Below are 17383 nucleotides of genomic sequence, written 5' to 3'. Positions count from 1 at the left end.
ACCTGAAAACCCCCGCCACCTGGCAGACCGGCCAAGATCTGCCACCCGCCCGCGGCACAGCGCGCCCCGTCTCCGGCCCGACGGTCTCCAGGTACGGCACGGCCGCCCAACTCCACCTCACGGCCTTCAGGTACGGCGCTGCCGCCTCCGCCCTACAGGTACGGCACGGCCGCCCAACGCCGCCCCCGGCCTACAGGTACGGCACGGCCCGCCCTCCACCGCCTCCCGGCGGCATGCCTCACCGATGCCCGGCGGTTCGCCCGGCCCTCCCAGGCCACCGCGCCGGGTGCCGATCACGGGACGACCGGCCCGCCTGCGCCTTCCGGTCTGCTCTGGCTGGGTTTACCCGCAGAGGGGCATGCCTGGAGGTGATATGGGGGACTATGCGCCACATGGGGGAAATAGCATCAAATAACACAGTTCGGGCGGCGGCCGTGGCTGCCGCCCTGCTCGCCGCCGCGGCCTGCGGGACGACGGGCACCACGGGAACCAACTCCGCCGAAGGCGCCAAAGCGGCCGCCGGTGCACAACCATGGGCCGGGTCCGCGGCCAGCCCGTCCGGGCCCACGGACGCCCCGCTGGAGTCACCGGACGCGACGGGCACGCCCAGCGCGTCGCCGGGCACGGGCGGAGCCGTCGCCGCGGGGGCGGCGGCGCTGGCCTCGGTGAGCGGCACCGTCACGGAGATCGACCGCGCGGGCGACACCGGCGTCTGGCGGGTCGTCGTGGTCGGCGACGACGGAACCGAGAACTACGTCCGCGTGGACGGCACCGGCAAGGTCGTCGCCGGCCCCAGCGCCGAGGCGAACGACCCCATGGAGAAAGCCGCGTACAAGGCGCTGGTCGAAGCGGCCAAGGTCACCTACACCGAGGCCGCCGACAAGGTCACCGCCGAGGCGCCCGGCGCCGAGATCACCGAGCTGCAACTGGACATGGACAAGGGCGTCGCGGTCTGGGAGGCCAAGACCGTCACGCCGGACGGGGCCAGGAAGAAGGTCAAGATCAACGCCGCGGACGGCAGCGTCGTGACCCCGTCACCGGAACCGGACGGGGACTACTCATCACCCTGGCCGACGTCCACCGGCTGACCCACCGGGCGAAGCGGCGTGCCCGGAACTCCGGGCACGCCACTCACCCGCGGCGCCTTGCCGGACATCCGGCTCGGGCCGCCGCTCGCTCACCGCTCGCCGGCGAGGGCGGCCAGGATGTCGGCCGCCTTCGCGGCGCGGGCCAGGGGCGCCGCCTGTCCCGACCACAGGTTGACCAGCCCCGGCTGCCCGCCCGCTCCGGCCGCGCGGCGGATGGGCAGCATGAGGGCGTTCTGCACCGGGTAGGGCGGGACGCGGTCCTCGTGGGCCTCCATCTCGCGCAGGAACCGGTTCGGGATGGCGCGGGCCGTACGACCCGAGAACAGGCGGGTCAGCACGGTGACCCGCGCTTCGGGGCCCAGCAGCGCCGCCTTGTGCACGGCGCTCGCGCCCGACTCGGCGGCGGCCAGGAACGCGGTGCCGACCTGCACGCCGTCGGCGCCGAGCGCGAGCGCGGCGCGCACCCCGCGCCGGTCGGCGATGCCGCCCGCCGCGATCACCGGCACCTTCACCGCGTCGGCCACCTGCGGCACCAGCGAGAACGTGCCGACGAGCGACTCGCGCACCGGGCGCAGGAACGCGCCCCGATGCCCTCCTGCGTCGCTGCCGGAGGCGGCGATCGCGTCCAGGCCCGCCTCCTGCAGCGCGAGCGCCTCCTCGACCGTGGTCGCGGTGCCGATCGTGATCACGCCCGCCCGCCTGGCCCCCTCCAGAACCCAGGCGGGCGGCACGCCCATCACGAAGCTGATCACCGGCGGCGCCGCGGCCAGCAGCGCCTCGGCCTGCTCGGCGAAGTCCGGCTGCGGGTCCAAACCGGGCAGGACGCCACCCGGGAAGCCGGGCCGCACGGCGGCACCACGCGAGCCCGGCCCGGAGCCCGGCCCTGAAAGGGCGCCCGGCCCTGGAGCGGTGCCGGCAGAGTCCACACCCGGCTCGGCAGCGCCAGACGGGAGCGCACCTGAGCCCAGCCCCGATGCGGCGCCCGGGGGTGCGATAGCGGAGTCCGGGGGTGCGGGCAGGTTGGGTGGGGTGACGCCGAGTTCGGTGTAGTACGGGCGCAGCCGTTCGACGTCCTCCGGTACGGCTCGCGCCTCGGCCTCCCCCGGCTGCGGCACCCACAGGTTGACCGCGAACGGCCGGGCGGTGGCCGCCTTCAGTTCGGCGACCAGGGCGCCCAGGGCGGCTGGGGTGAGGATGTGCCCGCCGTACGAGCCGAGGCCGCCCGCGCCGGAGACGGCCGCGGCCAGGGCCACCGAGGACAGGCCGCCGCCGAAGGGGCCCTGGACGACGGGGTGCTCGATGCCGAGCAGGTCCGTGAGCCGGCCCATGGTCAGGCCACCGCCTGCGGGCTGCGGCCTAGGGCGAAGCGCAGGGCGGTTTCGGCGACGCGGCGGCCGAGGTGTTCGGCGGTGCGCAGGTCGGCGTCCGGGGGCGCGGCCTCGGGGCCGAGGTCGGAAGGCGACTGGGCCATGGCGCCGAGGAAGCCGCCGAGCCGGTTGAGGTCTTCTGGGGTGCCGCCGGAGGTGTAGAGCCAGCCGGGCGGCAGGCCGAGCGAGACCCAGTGCATGCCGTGCTGGGCGGCGAAGACGGCCAGGGAGGTCAGGGTGTTGAGCTTGTCGCCGTTGACGCCGGCGGAGTTGGTGAACGCGGCGCCGATCTTGTCCCGCCAGCCCATCTGGCTCCAGACCTTGACGCTGGCCTCGGCGAACGTCTGGAAGGCGGCGGACTGGCTGCCCATGTAGGTGGGGGTGCCGAAGATGATGGCGTCGGCTTCGGCCAGCGCCTGCCAGAGGGCGTCGTCCAGCACCTGGATGTCGCGCAGGTCGGCGCGGACGCCCGCGACGGAGGCGGCTCCGGTGGCTACGGCCCGGGCCTGGCGGGCGGTGTGGCCGTAGCCGCTGGCGTAGGCGATCGCAACTGTTGTCGTCATGAGCGCCAAAGTAGACGACCGGTCAACTATTTTTCAAGTAGACTGCCGGCATGGGACGACAGAGCGACGCCCGCGACCGCCTCCTCGACGCGGCCTGCAGGCTGATCCACAGCCGGGGCTACTCGGCGATCGGCGTGGCCGAGATCTGCGCGGAGGCCGGCGTGCGCAAGGGCAGCTTCTACCACTTCTTCGACTCCAAGCAGGCGCTCACACTGGAGGTCATCGACTCCCACTGGAGCGCCCAGCGCGCCTCCTGGACCGCCCTGCTCACCGCCGACGCGCCCGTCCACGACCGGCTCGAACGGCTCTTCCGCACCCAGGCCGAGGCCCAGCGCGCGGCCAAGAAGGACACCGGCGCGGTCAACGGCTGCCTGCTGGCCAACCTCGCCCTGGAGCTCAGCAACCAGGACGAGGCGGTCAGGGCCCGGCTGGAGCAGGTCTTCGACGAGCAGGTGGAGCTGGTCAGGACGGCCATCGGCGGCTCGCGCGAGACGGCCAGGGCGATGGTGGCCCAGCTGGAGGGCATGGTGTTGTTCGCCAAGCTCGGCAACGACCCCGCGCTGCTCGACGGCGTCTGGGAGCAGGCGAAGCGCCTCCTGTCAGCCTGAGCGCAGCACGGCCGCGGCCGCCGCCACGACGGTGGCCCGCCGTACCTCGCGGCTCACCTCGTCGCCCATCGTGGGGGCGAGCATGCTCTGGCTGAGCGACAGCAGGATCATCAGGTCGCGCAGCTCGCCCGCGGGCAGGGTGCTGGTGATGACGCCGTCGCGCTGGGCCTGGGCGATCAGGGCCGCCTTGGCCTCGTGCGAGGCGAAGACGTTCTTCGGGATCTCGTGCTCCGGCCGTTCCAGGAGCCGCCAGGCGGTCAGCCGTACCACGTGGGGGCGCTCCTCGTAGAAGTCGTAGAGCCGGCCCACATAGCCGGGCAGATCCCGCACGTCCAGCGGCACGGCGTCGACCACTTCGGCGACCAGCCCGCTGAGGACGGTGTCGAACAACTCCAGCTTGCTGCCGAAGTAGCGGTAGAGCAGGGCGTTGTTGACGCCGGCGGCCTTGGTGATGCGGTCGACCCGGGCGCCGGCGATGCCGTGGCGCGCGAACTCCTCGGTCGCCGCGTCAAGAATCTTCCGGCGGGTGACTTCAGCGTTGCGGGCCATGGACGTAGCCTACCGAGTGATGTAGGTAGGTACCTACATACACAATCCTGAAAGGTGCGGCCATGGCCGAAGTGCGAATGCGCGTCAACGGAGAGCCGCGGAGTGTGGTGGTCGAGCCACAGGTCAGCCTGCTCGACACGCTGCGTGAACGACTCGGGCTCACCGGCACCAAGAAGGGCTGCGACCAGGGCGCCTGCGGCGCCTGCACCGTCCTGGTGGACGGCACGCGGGTGCTGTCCTGCCTGACCCTGGTGATGCAGTGCGAGGACCGCGAGGTCACCACGATCGAGGGGGTGGCGCACCCCCTGCAGGACGCCTTCGTCGAGCACGACGGATTCCAGTGCGGGTACTGCACCTCCGGCCAGATCTGCTCGGCGATCGGCATGCTGGACGAGCACAAGTCCGGCATGCCCAGCGCGGTCACCGAGGACCTGGAGTCCCCCGGCGAGCTGACCGAGGAGGAGATCCGGGAGCGGATGAGCGGCAACCTGTGCCGGTGCGGCGCCTACAACGGCATCGTCGCGGCGATCGCGGAGGTGGCCTCATGAGGCCCTTCGACTACGTCCGCGCCCCCGACGTGGCCACCGCGCTGGAAGCGGTCGCCACGCGTCCCGGCGCGAAGTTCCTCGGCGGCGGCACCAACCTCGTCGACCTCATCCGCGAGAACGTCGAGCGCCCCGGCACGCTCGTGGACATCAGCCGCCTGCCCCTGACCGAGGTCGAGGAACTGCCCGGCGGCGGCCTGCGCGTCGGCGCCCTCACCCGCAACAGCCACCTGGCCGCGCACCCGCTGGTCCGCCAGCGCTATCCGATGCTCACCCACGCGCTGCTCAGCGGCGCCTCCGGCCAGCTCAGGAACATGGCCACCGTCGGCGGAAACCTGCTGCAGCGCACCCGGTGCCCGTACTTCTACGACACCGAGGCCCGCTGCAACAAGCGCGAGCCCGGCTCCGGCTGCGACGCGCGGGAGGGCTTCCACCGCTCCGCCGCCGTCCTCGGCACCAGCCCGAGCTGCATCGCCGCCCACCCCTCCGACATGTGCGTGGCCCTGGCCGCGCTCGACGCCGAGATCGAGGCGGTCAGCTCGCGCGGCACCCGGCGCATCCCGATCACGGACTTCCACCGCCTGCCCGGCGACACGCCGCACGTGGAGACCGAGCTGGCCCCCGACGAGCTGATCACCGCCGTCGAGATCCCGCGCCTGCCGATGGCCGCGCGTTCGCGCTACCGCAAGGTCCGCGACCGCGCCTCCTACGCCTTCGCCCTCGTCTCGGTCGCCGCCGCCCTCGAGGTGACCGACGGCGTCGTCTCCGGGGTACGGCTGGCGCTGGGCGGCGTGGGCACCAAGCCGTGGCGGGCCACGACCGCCGAGCGCCTCCTGTACGGCGAGGCCGCCACGCCGGAGTCCTTCGCGCTGGCCGTACAGGAGGAGCTCGCCCCGGCGGAGGGCGGGGACGAGAACGCCTTCAAGATCGAACTGGCCCGGCGCACCGCCGTCGCGACCCTGCGGAGCCTGACATGACCTCGACCGCCATCGGCGCCCCCGTCAACAGGCTGGACGGCCCGGCCAAGACCACGGGGCAGGCGCGCTACGCCGCCGAGTTCCCCTACGAGGGGCTGGCGCACGCGGCGCTCGTGCACGCGGCCGTGGCCCGGGGGCGCATCACCGGGATCGAGACCGCGGCGGCCGAGGCCGTCCCCGGCGTGCTGGCGGTGATCACCCACCTCAACGCCCCGCCGATGAAGCCGCCGCCCAAGCGGAGCATCCTGAACCTGGAGACCCTGGCCGGCGGCACCTCGGTCAACTACCTGAACACCGGCGAGGTGCACTGGGACGGCCAGCCTGTCGGGATCGTGGTCGCCGAGACGCCGGAGGCGGCCCGGCACGCGGCCGGGCTGGTGCGGGTGAGCTACGAGCCGCTGCCGTTCGAGGCGGACTTCGCCGCCGTGGAGCACACCGCGGCCCGGGCCAGGGGCAACCCGCTGATGCCGACGGCGGGCAGCAAGGGCGACGCCGACGGCGCGCTGGCCGCCGCGGCGGTCTCGGTGGACCTGCGCTTCACCACGCCGCGCCACCACCACAACGCGATCGAGCCGCACGCCACCACCGCCGTGTGGGACGGCGACCGGCTCACCGTGCACGACGCCACCCAGAACGTGTGGTGGCTGCGCGGCCACCTGGCGCACAAGTTCGGCGTGCCCGCCGCCGGCATCCGGGTGATCTCGCCGTTCGTGGGCGGCGCGTTCGGCGGCAAGTCGAACGTCTGGCCGGGCACGATCCTGACCGTGCTGGCCGCGCGGGTCACCGGCCGCCCGGTGCGGATGATGCTCTCGCGCGAAGGCGTCTACCGGGCGACCGGCGGCAGGCAGCCGTCGGCGCAGCGGGTGGCGATCGGCGCCGGGCGCGACGGCCGCCTGACGGCGCTGATCCACGTCAGCACCGCGCCCCTCGCCAAGGTCGGCGGCTGGGCCGAGCAGATCACCTCCATGGCCCAGCACATGTACGACGCCGCCGCGATCCGGCACGAGCAGCGGACGCTGCAGCTGGACACGATCTCCACCAGCGTGTGGCGGGCGCCGGGCGAGTCCATCGGCTCCTTCGCGCTGGAGTCGGCGATGGACGAGCTGGCCTACGGGCTCGGCCTGGACCCGGTCGAGCTGCGCCGCCGCAACGAGCCCGCGCGCAGCCCGATGGACGGCAAGGAGTTCGCGCACCGGCGGCTGAGCGAGTGCTTCGCCGAGGGCGCCGAGCGGTTCGGCTGGGAGGGGCGCTCCGCCGAGCCCGGCTCGATGCGCGACGGCCGCTGGCTGGTCGGCTGGGGTACCGCCGCCGCCTACCATCCGGCCTGGTTGTTCCCCGCCAACGTGACGGTCCGGCTCAACGCGGACGGCACCGCCGCGGTGCGCTGCGGCTTCCACGAGATGGGCATGGGCGCGGCCACGGCCCAGGCGCAGGTCGCCGCCGACGCCCTCGGGCTGGACGTGGCGGCGGTCACGGTCTCCTACGGCGACACCGACCTGCCCAGCGGGCCCGGCGCGGGCGGCTCCACCCAGACCGCCAGCGTGGCGCGGTCCGTGGTGGCGGCCTGCGAGAAGCTGAAGAAGTCCATCGGCACGCCGCGTCCCGGCGAGTCGTACGCAGATGTGCTCGCCCGCACCGGCCGGGCCCACGCGGAAGGCTCCGTGGGCTCCGACAGCGCGTTCGGCCGGTTCGCCGGCCGGGTCGGGTTCCTGGCCAGGACCGTCCGTGACGGGCGCCGGTGGGTGAAGGCCGCGTGCGGCGCCCACTTCTGCGAGGTCCGGGTCGATCCCGAGACGTTCGAGGTGCGCCTGACCCGCTGGACCGGGGTCTTCGACGTCGGCCGGGTGATCAACGCCAAGACCACCGCCAGCCAGCTGCGCGGCGGCATCGTCATGGGCATCGGCATCGCCCTGCAGGAGGAGACGCTGCTCGACCCGCGCACCGGCCGGATCGTCAACCCGAGCCTGTCGGAGTACCACGTGCCGGTGCACGCCGACGTGCCGCCGATCGACATCCACTGCCTGGCCGGCGCCGACCCGACCATGCCGCTGGGCATCCTGGGCGCGGGCGAGGTGGGCGTGGTGGGCGTCGCGGCGGCGGTCGGCAACGCCATCCGGCACGCCACCGGCGTCCGGCTGTGCGACCTGCCGATGAGGCTGGACCGGCTGCTCACCTGAGCTGCTCGAGATGCCTGCGCAGGTGGCGGGCGGTGTGCCCGGCACCCGTGGCCGCCATCTGCGCGGGCGTGCCCTCGAACACGACCCGGCCGCCGTCGTGCCCGGCCTCGGGGCCGAGGTCGACGATCCAGTCGGCGGCCCGGATCACGTCGAGGTCGTGCTCGATGACCACGACGGTCGAACCGCCCTCGACCATGCGGTCGAGGAGCCCCACCAGCCGCTCGACGTCGGCCAGGTGCAGGCCCGTCGTCGGCTCGTCGAGGATGACGGTACGGCCCGGCGTCGCCAGCTCGGCGGCGAGCTTGAGCCGCTGGCGTTCCCCGCCCGACAGGGAGGTCAGCGGCTGCCCGAGGCTCAGGTAGCCGAGGCCCACGTCCGCCAGCCGATCGAGCGCCCGGTGGGGGAAGAACGCCGCGGCCTCGGTGACGCTCATCTCGAAGACGTCGGCGATCGTGCGCCCGTCGACCCGGTGCCGCAGCGCCTCCGGGGTGAAGCGGCGGCCCCGGCAGGTCTCGCACCGGGTGGTGACGCCCTCCATGAACGCCAGGTCGGTGTAGATGAGCCCGGTGCCCTCGCAGGCCGGGCAGCCGCCGGTGGAGTTGGGCGTGAACAGGCCGGGCGGCTGCCCGGTGGCCTTGGCGAACTGCTGCCGGACGGCGTCCAGCAGCCCGGTGAAGGTGGCCGGGCTGGAGCGGCGCGAGCCGCGGATGGGCCGCTGGTCGACGACGACCGTGTCCGGCGCCGCGGCGGGCAGGTGGCCCAGGACGAGGCTGCTCTTGCCGGACCCGGCCACGCCGGTGACGACGGTCATGACCCCGCGCGGGATCCGGACGGTGACGTCGCGCAGGTTGTTGGTGCTCGCGCGCTCGATCAGCGTCCAGCCGGTGGCGGTGCGCGGCTCGGGCCGCGCGGCCCGCTCCGCCCGCAGCCCCGCGCCGGTCGGGGTGCCGGCCTTCCTGAGGTCGTCGTAGGCGCCCTGGAAGACGACCTGCCCGCCCGCGGCTCCGGCGCCCGGTCCCATGTCGACGATGTGGTCGGCGATCTCCATGACGGCGGGCGCGTGCTCGACCACGATGACCGTGTTGCCCCGGTCGCGCAGGGCCAGCAGCATCCGGCCGAGCATGTCCACGTCGCGCGGGTGAAGGCCCGCGGTCGGCTCGTCGAAGACGTACAGCATGTCGGTCAGGGCGCTGCCCAGGTGGCGGACCATCTTGACGCGCTGCGACTCGCCGCCCGACAGCGTCGCGGTGGCGCGGTCGAGGCTGAGGTAGCCCAGGCCGAGCGTGACCATGCGGCGCAGCTGCCCGCGCAGCGCCCGCACCAGCGGCGCGACCTCCGGCCGGTCGAAGTCCTCCGTCGCCGCCAGCAGGTCGTCGGCCTGCATGGCGCTGTAGCCGGCGATCGAGCGGCCGGCCACGAGGCTGGCCCGCGCCGCCGGGGCCAGGCGGGTGCCGCCGCAGCCCGGGCAGGTCCGCCTGGTCACGATGCGGTCGAAGGCCGCCTTCTGGGCGCCCTTGAAGGATTCGGGCTCCTTGTGCAGGTAGAGGCGGGTGAAGCGGGTCAGGACGCCTTCGTAGGCGGTGCCGGCGGCGTCCATGCCCGCGGGCGGCTTCAGCGTGCCGGCGGGGGCGTGCAGGAGGAGCTCGCGTTCCGCCGGGGTGTAGTCGCCGACCTTCTTGTCCACGTCGAAGAAGCCGGAGCGCGCGTACGCCTTCCACAGCCACTGGCCGGGCGCGAAGGCGGGGAACGTGATCGCGCCCTCGGCCAGCGAGCGGCCGTCGTCGACCAGTTCGGACTCCACGACCGTCGCCGCCACCCCGAGGCCCTGGCAGTCCGGGCACATGCCGGCGGGGTCGTTGAAGCTGTAGGCGTTGGAGTAGCCCGCCGGCGGCTCGCCCAGCCGGGAGAACAGCAGCCGCAGGCGGGCCCCGATGTCGGTGGCGGTGCCCACGGTCGAGCGCGGGCCCCCGGACAGCCGCCTCTGGTCCACGACGATCACCGCGGAGAGGTTGTCCAGGTGGTCCACGTCCGGCTGGCCGTAACTGGGCAGGCGGCCCTGCGCGAAGGTGGTGAACGTCTCGTTGAGCTGGCGCCCCGACTCGGCCGCGAGCGTGTCGAAGACCAGCGACGACTTGCCGGAGCCCGAGACGCCGGTGACCACGGTGAGCTGCCGCTTGGGCAGGTCGAGGTCGATGTTCTTGAGGGTGTTCTGGCGCGCGCCGCGCACCCGGATGACCTCGCTCATCGGCTCAGGCCCTGGAAGGCGCGTACGGCCAGCGGGCAGAAGACCGCGGTGAGCAGGAGCGGCGCGGCCAGCGCCAGGGGCAGGGCGTGCTCGGCGGCCCAGGTCAGCCCCTGCGCGGGCGCCCCGGTGAACAGCCCGCGCACCGCGCTCGCGGTGGCCGACAACGGGTTGAACTCGGCGACGGCCCCCAGCCAGGCGGGCATCGTGACCGGCTGGACGAACACCGTCGACAGGAACCCGACCGGCCACACCAGGATCTGCGCCGCGCCGACCGCCTCCGGCGAGCCCGCCCTCAGCCCGACCCACACCCCGAACCACAGCAGCCCGAACCGCAGCCACAGCAGCAGGCCGTAGGCCGCCAGCACGGCGCCCGGGCCCGTCTCCCACCGCCAGCCGAGGGCCAGGCCCGCCAGCGTGATGACGACCAGCTCCGCGGCCGAGGTCATCAGGTCGGCCAGGACCCGCCCGAGCAGCACCGAGCCGGGCGAGATCGGCAGCGAGCGGAAGCGGTCGGTGACGGTCTTGGCCGCGTCGGTGGTGATCGCGATCATGGTCGTCTCGACGCCGAAGAGCATCGTGAGCGCGAGCATGCCGGGGACGACGAAGACGATGTAGTCGCCCGCGCTGCCCGCGATCGCGCCGCCGAGCAGGCCGCCCATCAGCAGCATGACGAGCACCGGGAAGAGCAGCTGGACGGCGAGGGACACCGGCCTGGCCCGCCAGTGGCGGACGGTGCGGCCGGCCAGGATCAGGCCCTCGCGCAGCGGATGCGTGCGCACGGGCACGGACGTGGTCGTCATGCGACTCGACCCCCCTCGGTGTGCGGGTTCTCTGTGTGCGGGTTCTCTGTGTGCGGGTTTTCTGTGTGCAGGTGCAGGTAGACGTCCTCGAGAGTGGGCTCGCGCAGCTCCATGCGGGGTTCGCCGACCAGTTTCTTGAGGTCCTGCGGCGTGCCCTGCGCGATGACCCGGCCCTCGCGCAGGATGACCACGTCGTCGGCCAGCGCGTCGGCCTCGTCGAGGTACTGGGTGGTCAGCAGGACGGTGGTGCCGGAGCGGGCCAGCGACGTCACCGACGCCCACAGCTCGCGCCTGGCCTGCGGGTCGAGGCCGGTGGTCGGCTCGTCGATGAAGAGCACGCCGGGGGTGGTGATCAGCGAGGTGGCCAGGTCGAGCCGGCGCCGCATGCCGCCGGAGAACGCCCCGACCGGCCGCCGCCCCGTGCCGGTGAGGCCGGCCGTACCCAGGAGTTCTTCCGCGCGCTCGCGGGCGCGGCGGCGGCCGAGGCCGGACAGGCGGGCGAACAGCTCCAGGTTCTCCCGCGCGCTCAGCACCTCGTCGAGCGCGGCGTACTGGCCGACCAGGCCGATCGCGGCGCGCACCCGGGTGCCCTCGGTGCGCACGTCGTGCCCGGCGATGTGGACGGTGCCGGCGTCGGCCCTGGTCAGGGTGGTCATGATGCGGACCATCGTGGTCTTGCCCGCGCCGTTGCCGCCGAGCAGCGCGCAGACCCGGCCCGTGCCGACGGTGAGGTCGACGCCGTCGAGCGCGGGCCGTTCGTTGCCGGGGAAATGTTTGCGCACTCCCCGGGCGTGGATGGGTGTCACCTGCACTCCCTTCGTTTTAGACAATGTATAATACATAGTAGATCGAAAGGAGACGCCGAATGGCGAAGCGAGCGGAACGGCCCGGGGACCCGATCAAGCTGATCGGCCTGCTGTGGCGGCCCGCGGAGGCGGTGAGCAGGTCCGGGCTGACGCCCCGGCGCATCACCGAAGCGGCGATCGCGGTCGCCGACGGCGAGGGCATCGACGCGCTCACCATCCGCAGGATCGCCGGCGACCTCGGCGTCAGCCCGATGGCGCTCTACCCCTACATCGCCGGCCGCCCCGAGCTGATCGAGCTCATGCTCGACGCCGTCGCCGCCGAGGTGTACGCCGCAGGCCCGCTGCCCGCGCAGGCGGGCGCGTGGCGGGAGCGGGTGGAGCGCGTCGCCCACGCCAACTGGGCCTGCCACATGGCCCACCCGTGGACCGTCGAACTGCCGCCCGGCCGCCCGGTCCCCGGACCCGGCGTCTCCGGCAAGTACGAGGCCGAACTGGCCGCCTTCGAGGGGATCGGCCTGGGCGACATGGAGATGGACCAGGCGCTCGTCGCCGTCCTCGGCCTGGTCTCGAGCACGGCCCGCCAGGTGCTGTCGCTGCGCCGGATCAGGGAGGAGAGCACGCTCACCGACCGGCAGTGGTGGGAGAGCGTCGGCCCGGTCCTGGCCACGGCGATGTCGGGCGCCTCCTATCCGATCGCCGAGCGGGTCTCGACCACGGTCGGCGAGGCCACGGGCATGGCCAGCGACCCGGAGGGCTCGCTGCGCTTCGGCCTGACCACGTTCCTGGACGGCCTGGCCCGCCGCGTCGGCGCAGCCGGCTGAATCGGTGTTTCACTCCGGGCTCGACAAAATCAGCCCCCCGCTGTTTGTGTACTTCGACGGTTGGCCGGGCCCGCCCTCTTGGCGAAGATCGGCGGCATGGAGATGCTGACCGAACTGGTCGACAAGGGCCTGCGGGCCGAGCCGCCCACACGCGAGCAAGCCCTGGCCGTCCTGGCCACCGGCGACGACGACCTGCTCGACGTCGTGGCCGCCGCCGGCAAGGTGCGCCGCCGCTGGTTCGGCCGGCGGGTGAAGCTGAACTACCTGGTCAACCTCAAGTCCGGGCTGTGCCCCGAGGACTGCGGCTACTGCTCGCAGCGGGTGGGCGGCCAGACCGGCATCCTCACCTACACCTGGCTCAAGGCCGGCGAGGCCGCCGCCGCGGCCGCCGCGGGCACCGCCGCCGGGGCCAAGCGCGTCTGCCTGGTCGCCAGCGGCCGCGGGCCCACCGACCGCGACGTCGAACGGGTCGCCACCACGATCGCCGCCATCAAGGAGGCCAGCCCGGACGTCGAGATCTGCGCCTGTCTCGGCTTCCTCACCGGCGCCCAGGCCGAGCGGCTGCGCGAGGCCGGCGTGCACGCCTACAACCACAACCTCAACACCGCCGAGCAGTCCTACCCCGAGATCTGCAGCACGCACACCTTCGCCGACCGCGTGGACACCGTCCGCACCGCGGGCGCCGCCGGCCTGTCCCCCTGCTCCGGCCTCATCGCCGGCATGGGCGAGACCGACGCCGACCTCGTGGACGTCGCCTTCGCCCTGCGCGAGCTCGACGTGGACTCGGTGCCGGTCAACTTCCTCATCCCCTTCGACGGCACCCCGCTGGCCGGGCGGTGGGCGCTGACCCCGCAACGCTGCCTGCGCATCCTGGCCATGATCCGCTTCGTCTGCCCCGACGTCGAGGTACGGCTGGCCGCCGGCCGCGAGATCCACCTGCGTACCCTGCAGCCGCTGGCCCTGCACATCGTCAACTCGATCTTCCTGGGCGACTACCTGACCAGCGAGGGCCAGCCGGGCAAGGCCGACCTCGACCTGATCGCCGACGCCGGGTTCGAGGTCGAGGGGGCCGGCGAGGTCACCATGCCCGCGCACCGGCACGAGCCCGTGGCCCTGCGCAAACGCGGCGCCGGAACGGACCTGCCGCCCAATGCCTGACACCCTGCTGCTCCAGGATCTCGACCGGGCCCACGTCTGGCACCCGTACGCCCCCATGCCGGGCCGCGACGCCCCTTTGCTGGTGGAGTCCGCCTCGGGGGTACGGCTGCGCCTGGCCGGCCCGGTCGAGGGGCACGACGAGCTGATCGACGCCATGTCCTCGTGGTGGGCCGCCATCCACGGGTACGGCCACGCCGTCCTGGATGCCGCCGTGCGCGACCAGGTGGGCAGGATGAGCCACGTCATGTTCGGCGGCCTCACCCACGAACCGGCCATCCGGCTGGCCACGCGCCTGGTCGAGATCACGCCGGAGCCGCTGGAGCACGTCTTCCTGGCCGACTCCGGCTCGGTCTCGGTCGAGGTGGCAGTCAAGATGTGCCTGCAGTACTGGCGCTCGCGGGGCCGTACGGGCAAGACGCGGCTGCTGACCTGGCGCGGCGGCTACCACGGCGACACCTTCCAGCCGATGTCGGTGTGCGACCCGGACGGCGGCATGCACGCCTTGTGGACCGGGGTGCTGCCGCGGCAGGTGTTCGCCGACGCGCCGCCCACGGGCTTCGCGGCCGATCCGGACCCGGCCTACTGCGCCCACCTGGCCGACCTGGTCGAGCGGCACGCGCACGAGGTGGCCGCGGTGATCGTCGAGCCGGTGGTGCAGAACGCGGGCGGCATGCGGTTCCTGTCCCCCGGGTATCTGCGGGTGCTGCGGGAGCTGTGCGACCGGCACGAGGTGCTGCTGGTGTTCGACGAGATCGCCACGGGGTTCGGCCGCACGGGCACGTTGTTCGCGGCCGGGCACGCCGGGGTGGCGCCGGACGTGATGTGCGTGGGCAAGGCGATGACCGGCGGCTACCTGAGCATGGCGGCCGCGCTCTGCACCGGGGAGGTGGCGCGCGGGATCGGCCGCGGCGACTTCCCCGTGCTGGCCCACGGCCCGACCTACATGGGCAACCCGCTGGCGGCCGCGGTCGCCGGCGCCTCGATCGACCTGCTGCTGGGGCAGCCGTGGGAGGCGGAGGTGGCCCGCATCGGCGCCGGGCTGCGGGCGGGCCTCGCCCCCGCCCGGGAGGTGCCCGGCGTGCGTGACGTGCGGGTCCTGGGGGCGATCGGGGTGATCCAGCTCGACCGTCCGGTGGACGGGCCCGCCGCCGCCCGCGCCGCCGCGCGGCACGGGGTGTGGATCCGGCCGTTCCGCGACCTCGTCTACACCATGCCCCCTTACGTCATCGGCGACGACGACCTTTCCACGGTGTGCGCGGCACTCGTGGCCGCCGCGGAGGCCGGGTAGTTTGTCCGCAAATCGGGTTGATCGCCGGACAGAATCCTGATCAAACTGGAAGCATGAGGGACGACGATCAGATACCTGGGGAGACCGCGCGGGACGGCGACGCCGCCCTTTACCAAGCGGCCGTCCAGGGCCGGGCCGGAGTCGTCCGCATGCTGGTGGACGCGGGCGCCGACCCCGACCACGAGAGCGGCGAAGGGCTGCCCCTGTGCGCCGCCGCGAGCTGGGGACACGCCGAGACCGTGCAGGCGCTGCTCGACGCCGGGGCCGACCCCGACCGGCGCGAGGACGCCGGCCGCAGCGCGATGGCCGCCCTGCACTGGGCGGCCTCCGGCGAACATCTGGCCGTGGTGCGGGCGTTGCTGGCCAACGGGGCCGACCCGGACGCCATCGACGCCGCCGGGCGCACCGCGCTCTCGCACGCCGCCGGCCGCGGCGCGCCCGCGGTGGTCAAGGTGCTGCTCGAGCACGGCGCGGACCCGGCCGCGGCCGACGCCCGCGGCCTTCGCCCCGTGGACCTCGCCCGCGAGTACGCCGGGCGCGACCTCGAGGCGGAGCTCCTGGCTCAGGCCGGCGAGCACGCGCCGGAGGGCTCGCGGGTCACGGTGCGCCGCGAGCGCTCGGAAGGCGGCGACGAGCGGCTCGTGGCCGAGGTCTACGGCCCCGACGGCCGGCTGCGCTCCGAGCGGCCGCTCGGCACCGGGCACGCCGAGGTGGTGCGCCTCCTGGAGGACCCTCAGCCGACCGCGAACTGAGCGTAGAAGCCCAGCTTGACGGCCAGCGCCCGTTCCTCCACCTCGCGGAAGCTCGCCGCGCCCCCGTCGCGGGCCAGCAGGTCGGCCAGCCGTACGGCGAGGCGGTCGGAGTGGGTCGTGGACAGGAGCGAGACCTGCGACAGCGGGGTCGTCTTCTCGTCGTGAACGTAGTGCGGATGGTAGAAGCGCGAGTGGTTGCGCCCGTCGCGGACGAAGACCGGCTTCATCCTGGGCCAGAACGCGCCGTACTCCACCGAGACCAGGATCTCCCCCCACAACCGCAACATCGTCACCAGCCGCAGATCGCTGTCCGGGGCGGCGCCGCAATCGGCGATGAGCTCCATCGTGGCGGTGATCGCCTCGGCGGTGGCCGGGGTGGGCCGGGTGGTGACCAGGCGTCCCCGGCTCACGCCCAGGGCGAGCAGGTCCTCCTTCATGTCCTCGCGGTGCGAGGGGGTGCGGCCGGTGCCGTCGGGGTACTCCTCGCGCAGGATCACCCGCGCCGCCTGCTTGGCCGCCTCGTCGGTGAGCAGGTCGATGGCCAGGTCGTAGGCGGGGGTGAACGCCAGCGACACGAAGCGGCGCTGCAGCAGCAGGCCGGTGAACTCCTCCTCGCCCAGCGACGGGACGAGCTTGAGCACCGGGTGCTCCTTGAGCCGCAGGATGAGGCCGTCTTCCCACGCGTCGAGGTCCTTCACTCGTGCTCTCCCATGCGCCAGGTGATGTTGTTGATGCAGGTGCGCCAGTCGTCGAGGTCCACCCGGCGGCTGATCGACCAGATGGTGTCGAGCTCGCGCTGGACCTCGCGGCCCATCTCGGTGTCGCCGCCGTCGATCTCGATCTGGGCGCACCTGATGGCGAGCTTGCTGTGCAGGAAGGAGCTGACGAAATAGCGGTCGTCGACCTTGTAGGCGGCCACCGAGGGCAGCGAGTTGTACACGTGCACGCGCAGCCGGCCGCGCAGGTCGCCGGGCAGGCGGGCGTGGACGGCGGCGAAGGTGTTGAGGCAGTCCTCCACGCCGGGTCCGACCGCGGCGCCGAGGGGCTCGGCGCCGCCGGTGCGCAGCGCCTCGTCGCGCAGCCCGGCCACGGGTGAGGTGGGGAACAGCAGCATGACCCGCACCTGGACGGCGCGTTCCTCGATCGCCCGGCGCAGGTCGCCGGCGAAGTCGTCCAGGTTGGGGATCCACGTCTGCAGGATCACCACCTCGCTGCGGACCGTGGCGAGGTGGCCGACGAACGGACCGGCGGCGAAGTCGCGGTGGACGCGCGTGACACCGCCGTAGCGGTCCTGCAGCCGGTCGCGGGCGATGGCGTCGACGTCGAGCCGCGTCACCACCTGGTGGATGTCGTCGACCACCTTCAGCCGGTCGACCTCCATGAGCAGGAAGACCGTGACCGTGCTGAGGATGAGCAACGTGATCTTGGGCAGGTTGTCGCTGATCATCGTGCCGTCGAGCCAGCCGAACAGGCCGGCCAGAGGGATGATCACTCCGGCCGCGGCCATGAGGGCGAGGACGGTGCGCTCCGCGATGCGGCGGGCGGTGACCAAGGGTCCGCTCCGTGGGGGTCGGTGGGGAGTACGCCTGTCCCCTCCATCATGCAGCGCGCCGCCCCTCCGCGGCGGTGAAACGGCTGA

At 73.4% G+C, this 17383-nt stretch carries 17 protein-coding genes; 9 read left to right on the top strand and 8 right to left on the bottom strand.

Translation table 11 applies throughout. The annotated features are described in order from the left end of the window. The first annotated feature begins 434 nt into the window (after positions 1-434). Positions 435-1088: a PepSY domain-containing protein gene (locus FVE25_RS04720; protein WP_157245104.1), complete on the top strand. Its 654-nt coding sequence runs from the start codon at positions 435-437 to the stop codon at positions 1086-1088. An 89-nt stretch (positions 1089-1177) separates the two neighbouring features. On the opposite strand, the gene FVE25_RS54280 is transcribed toward FVE25_RS04720, so the two are convergent. Continuing rightward, positions 1178-2416 (bottom strand): NAD(P)H-dependent flavin oxidoreductase, encoded by a 1239-nt coding sequence (locus FVE25_RS54280; RefSeq protein ID WP_246266610.1) that lies wholly within the window; start codon positions 2414-2416, stop codon positions 1178-1180. Between the two features lie 2 nt (positions 2417-2418). Further along, a complete protein-coding gene (locus FVE25_RS04710) occupies positions 2419-3018 on the bottom strand; it encodes a flavodoxin family protein (protein ID WP_157245103.1) in 600 nt (199 codons plus the stop codon). Between the two features lie 50 nt (positions 3019-3068). On the opposite strand from FVE25_RS04710, the gene FVE25_RS04705 reads away from it, so the two are divergent. Further along, positions 3069-3626: a TetR/AcrR family transcriptional regulator gene (locus FVE25_RS04705; RefSeq protein WP_157245102.1), complete on the top strand. Its 558-nt coding sequence runs from the start codon at positions 3069-3071 to the stop codon at positions 3624-3626. On the opposite strand, the gene FVE25_RS04700 is transcribed toward FVE25_RS04705, so the two are convergent. Next, on the bottom strand, positions 3618-4175 hold the full coding sequence (locus FVE25_RS04700; protein ID WP_157245101.1) for a TetR/AcrR family transcriptional regulator: 558 nt from the start codon (positions 4173-4175) through the stop codon (positions 3618-3620). The two genes, FVE25_RS04705 and FVE25_RS04700, sit on opposite strands and share 9 nt — an antisense overlap. A 62-nt stretch (positions 4176-4237) precedes the next feature. On the opposite strand from FVE25_RS04700, the gene FVE25_RS04695 reads away from it, so the two are divergent. From FVE25_RS04695 to FVE25_RS04685, 3 genes are read left to right on the top strand one after another with little or no spacing between them, the layout of a single operon-like run. Next, positions 4238-4723 carry a (2Fe-2S)-binding protein gene (locus FVE25_RS04695; protein ID WP_157245100.1) on the top strand — a complete coding sequence of 162 codons (486 nt, stop codon included), beginning with the start codon at positions 4238-4240 and terminating at the stop codon, positions 4721-4723. Continuing rightward, positions 4720-5697, top strand: coding sequence for an FAD binding domain-containing protein (locus tag FVE25_RS04690; RefSeq protein ID WP_157245099.1), 978 nt, complete (start codon positions 4720-4722; stop codon positions 5695-5697). Before FVE25_RS04695 ends, FVE25_RS04690 begins: the two co-directional genes overlap by 4 nt. Beyond that, positions 5694-7874, top strand: a complete 2181-nt coding sequence (locus tag FVE25_RS04685; RefSeq protein WP_157245098.1) for a xanthine dehydrogenase family protein molybdopterin-binding subunit — start codon at positions 5694-5696, stop codon at positions 7872-7874. The genes FVE25_RS04690 and FVE25_RS04685 overlap by 4 nt, the downstream gene beginning before the upstream one ends. Here the strand turns inward: FVE25_RS04685 and FVE25_RS04680 are convergent. From FVE25_RS04680 to FVE25_RS04670, 3 genes are read right to left on the bottom strand one after another with little or no spacing between them, the layout of a single operon-like run. Next, positions 7867-10119, bottom strand: a complete 2253-nt coding sequence (locus FVE25_RS04680; protein ID WP_157245097.1) for an ATP-binding cassette domain-containing protein — start codon at positions 10117-10119, stop codon at positions 7867-7869. The genes FVE25_RS04685 and FVE25_RS04680 overlap by 8 nt on opposite strands. Next, positions 10116-10919 (bottom strand): ABC transporter permease, encoded by an 804-nt coding sequence (locus FVE25_RS04675; protein WP_157245096.1) that lies wholly within the window; start codon positions 10917-10919, stop codon positions 10116-10118. Before FVE25_RS04675 ends, FVE25_RS04680 begins: the two co-directional genes overlap by 4 nt. Beyond that, a complete protein-coding gene (locus FVE25_RS04670) occupies positions 10916-11725 on the bottom strand; it encodes an ABC transporter ATP-binding protein (RefSeq protein ID WP_246266609.1) in 810 nt (269 codons plus the stop codon). The genes FVE25_RS04675 and FVE25_RS04670 overlap by 4 nt, the downstream gene beginning before the upstream one ends. Positions 11726-11784: 59 nt before the next feature. Here FVE25_RS04670 and FVE25_RS04665 point away from each other — a divergent pair, with 59 nt between their 5' ends. From FVE25_RS04665 to FVE25_RS04650, 4 genes are all read left to right on the top strand, one after another. Continuing rightward, positions 11785-12546 carry a TetR/AcrR family transcriptional regulator gene (locus FVE25_RS04665; protein WP_157245094.1) on the top strand — a complete coding sequence of 254 codons (762 nt, stop codon included), beginning with the start codon at positions 11785-11787 and terminating at the stop codon, positions 12544-12546. A gap of 96 nt (positions 12547-12642) precedes the next feature. Further along, positions 12643-13704 carry a biotin synthase BioB gene (gene bioB, locus FVE25_RS04660; RefSeq protein WP_157245093.1) on the top strand — a complete coding sequence of 354 codons (1062 nt, stop codon included), beginning with the start codon at positions 12643-12645 and terminating at the stop codon, positions 13702-13704. After that, entirely contained in the window at positions 13697-14992 is a 1296-nt protein-coding gene (locus FVE25_RS04655; protein WP_157245092.1) for an adenosylmethionine--8-amino-7-oxononanoate transaminase, read from the top strand. Before bioB ends, FVE25_RS04655 begins: the two co-directional genes overlap by 8 nt. 53 nt (positions 14993-15045) lie before the next feature. Further along, on the top strand, positions 15046-15744 hold the full coding sequence (locus tag FVE25_RS04650) for an ankyrin repeat domain-containing protein (protein WP_157245091.1): 699 nt from the start codon (positions 15046-15048) through the stop codon (positions 15742-15744). Here FVE25_RS04650 and FVE25_RS04645 read toward each other — a convergent pair. Next, a complete protein-coding gene (locus FVE25_RS04645; protein ID WP_157245090.1) occupies positions 15726-16442 on the bottom strand; it encodes a heme oxygenase-like domain-containing protein in 717 nt (238 codons plus the stop codon). The genes FVE25_RS04650 and FVE25_RS04645 overlap by 19 nt on opposite strands. Beyond that, the gene (locus FVE25_RS04640; protein ID WP_157245089.1) at positions 16439-17296 is read right to left on the bottom strand and encodes a hypothetical protein; all 858 of its coding nucleotides are present in this window, start codon (positions 17294-17296) and stop codon (positions 16439-16441) included. Before FVE25_RS04640 ends, FVE25_RS04645 begins: the two co-directional genes overlap by 4 nt. Between the last annotated feature and the right edge of the window lie 87 nt (positions 17297-17383).

The sequence above is a fragment of the Nonomuraea typhae genome (assembly GCF_009760925.1).
GTDB lineage: Bacteria > Actinomycetota > Actinomycetes > Streptosporangiales > Streptosporangiaceae > Nonomuraea > Nonomuraea typhae.
This window is presented reverse-complemented; position numbering and strand designations above follow the sequence as displayed.